Origin of the sequence: Pelorhabdus rhamnosifermentans (assembly GCF_018835585.1) — a bacterium.
Taxonomy (GTDB): Bacteria; Bacillota; Negativicutes; order UMGS1260; family UMGS1260; genus Pelorhabdus; species Pelorhabdus rhamnosifermentans.
On record NZ_JAHGVE010000060.1, the window covers coordinates 1 to 2789 of the forward strand.

The following is a 2789-nucleotide window of genomic DNA, read 5'->3' on the forward strand; positions in this document are numbered from 1 at the left end:
CAGCGGTTTCATTTCTCATTGCTGCCGTGTTTGTAAAACAAGCTAGTACCAAACAGGATGATTCCAAGCTGGAAGAAGCGAGGGAGAAAGTTCAGGATCTTAAGGGAACTCAGGTTAAAAGGGCAGTTACGAAAGTCATTTTTGCCTGTGATGCAGGGATGGGATCGAGTGCTATGGGAGCCACTACGTTGCGCAATAAATTTCAGAAGGCCGGACTCAATATCGAAGTAGTAAATTGTGCAATCGAAGCGATTCCCGCTGATGCACAGATTGTTATTACTCATGAGAGCTTAACAGAGAGAGCGAAAAATATGGCTATAAACGCAGAACACATTTCTATTAACAATTTCCTAACTAGTCCTAAATATGATGAGTTGGTTAATCGATTACGCTAATTTGGTGGTTTGTTCCTGTCAGGTAATTTGGTTTCTTTTGGCCCAGTTTACCTGATGATTTTGAAGTAGCTAGTTTTGGCGGAGTACTGGATCGTTACAGGGGGGATTTTATGCAAGATAGTAAAATGAATTCCAGGGTGAAAAAAATCTTGCTTAGAATTTGTTCGGAAGACAAGTATGTGACAATTTCCGCTGTTGCCAAAGAGTTAGGCGTAAGTGCTAAAACAATTTTAAGAGAATTATATGATGTAGAACAATGGCTAGCATCAAAAGGCTGTAGTTTAAGTAAGAAAACAGGAGCTGGCATTAAGGTAAATGGCAGTAGCGACAGAAAGACAATTATTTTAGATATTTTGCAAGGAGAAAAGGAAGAAAATTTATATTCTCCCAAGGAGAGACAAATTGTTATCATTAGCGAATTACTGCAAAATCAAGAGGCCGTAAAATTATATAATTTTACTAGCATATTGAAAGTTACGGAAGGGACTATCAGTAATGATTTAGATAAAGTAGAACAGTGGTTTGCAAAGCAGACAATTAAGCTGATCAGAAAACCTGGTTTAGGAGTTTATATCGAAGGGCAGGAAAATGATATTAGAAAAGCCATGGCCCGTTTTATTTATGAGAATGTTGAAGAGGATCAATTACTGGGAGTCATACGTAACAGTTTAATGAATTCGACGGATCAATCCAATGATATTGAGACGAAGACGCGAAGAAGACTTTTGAATTTAATTGATAAAGAAGTTATTTATAAATTAGAATCTTCTATACACGCGGCGGAGGGGAAAATTGGTCATACGCTGGCTGATAGCGCACACGTAGGGTTAATTGTACATCTGGCCCTCGCAGTGCAAAGAATTAAAAAGAATGAAGAAATTACCATTGATGAAGAATTTTTGCAGGAACTGAAAAAATATCCGGAGTATTTGGTTGCAGCTGATATGGCAGCTAATATTGGAAAGAGCTTTGCCATTGAAGTTCCGAAATCTGAAATTGGCTATATCACTATGCATATTAGAGGTTCGAAGAATCGTAATGATTATGAAAAAGATAACGGTAAAATAATCGGTAATTTTGAATTGGTTAAAATCTCCAAAGAAATGATCAAAATAGCCGAATTGGAAACGGGCTGCTTATTAGCCCAGAATAAAAATTTGTTGATTGGACTGGTGAACCATTTAGGACCGTCTATTAGTAGATTGAAAATGAATATGGATATAAGAAATCCATTTTTGGAAGAAATCAGGTCATCTTATCCCGAATTAATTACCCTCAGTAGAAAATGTGCGACAGTGATAGAAAAACAATTGGAAATTAAAATGCCTGACTCTGAGATTGCCTATATTGCTATGCATTTAGGAGCAGCTATTGAAACGGGTGTTAAACTACCAAAACCGGTTTACCGGTGCGCAATTGCTTGTCCAACAGGCATCGGGACATCTAGATTGCTTGCTACAAAGATAGGTAAGGAATATGACAACATCCAGGTTGTAGAGATTATTTCTACGATTCATATTGATGAAACACGGTTAAGCAAGCAAAAAATCGATTTTATCATATCTACAGTCACCATTGAATATTGCTCAATTCCTGTAGTGATTGTGAATCCCCTGCTCTTTGAAGAAGATAAAAATAGAATTAATCATCAAATGAAATTACTGGTAGATAAAATTCATTTTTATCCTAGTATGAATGATGACGGTATAAAATTCAAAGAACGATTAATATCCTTACAGTCTTATGGTAAAGCGATCCTTGAAATTTTAGAAAACTTTTTTTTAGTCAAAGATGATACAGCTAGGACCATCGAAGAAATCATTCAAGGAGTTAGCTCTTTAGTTGGCTCTAGTCATGAAATGACTAGAAAGCTAGCTTATGCATTGCAGGAAAGAGAAGAAAAAGGGGGCACTTTTATCACTGGACATGGTTTTGTCTTACTGCATTGTCGTACAAATGCAGTGAAAAAACTCTATTTTGGTGTTGTTCAGATTGGAAATGAAATCGTTGCGGTCAATGGAAAAAACCGCAGTGAAGCGATTAAAATGGGGATTATTATGCTCGCTCCGGGAAACACCAGTGAAAATGCCATGGAAACCATTAGTTATATTAGTAAAATACTTATTGAAAGACCTGAATTTATAAGAGTTTTACAAGAGGGAACCGAGCAAAAGGCAGCAGTCGAGATAAGTAATGCATTAGAAGAATTTTATCATTCTAAAAAGAAAAATCTCATGGGGGAATAAGAATGGTTGAAGATAAAGGTCGGGAACAGGTTCAAAAATTCGGGAGATTTCTAAGCGGAATGGTGATGCCTAATATTGGAGCCATTATCGCATGGGGCTTGATCACCGCACTTTTTATCCCCACAGGTTGGCTGCCCAATGAATATTT

1 protein-coding gene and 1 pseudogene are annotated in these 2789 nt (G+C 36.9%); both read left to right on the forward strand.

The features are described from left to right. Positions 1–395 (forward strand): annotated as a pseudogene (locus Ga0466249_RS25635) (PTS mannitol transporter subunit IIBC); the annotation flags it as partial. Between the two features lie 110 nt (positions 396–505). Then, a complete protein-coding gene (locus Ga0466249_RS25640) occupies positions 506–2641 on the forward strand; it encodes a BglG family transcription antiterminator (protein ID WP_215832342.1) in 2136 nt (711 codons plus the stop codon). Positions 2642–2789: the final 148 nt, after the last annotated feature.

Bases quoted from the DNA above. Each gene is read 5' to 3' on its own strand.
- Ga0466249_RS25640 (WP_215832342.1), top strand. From the start codon at position 506: ATGCAAGATAGTAAAATGAATTCCAGGGTGAAAAAAATCTTGCTTAGA.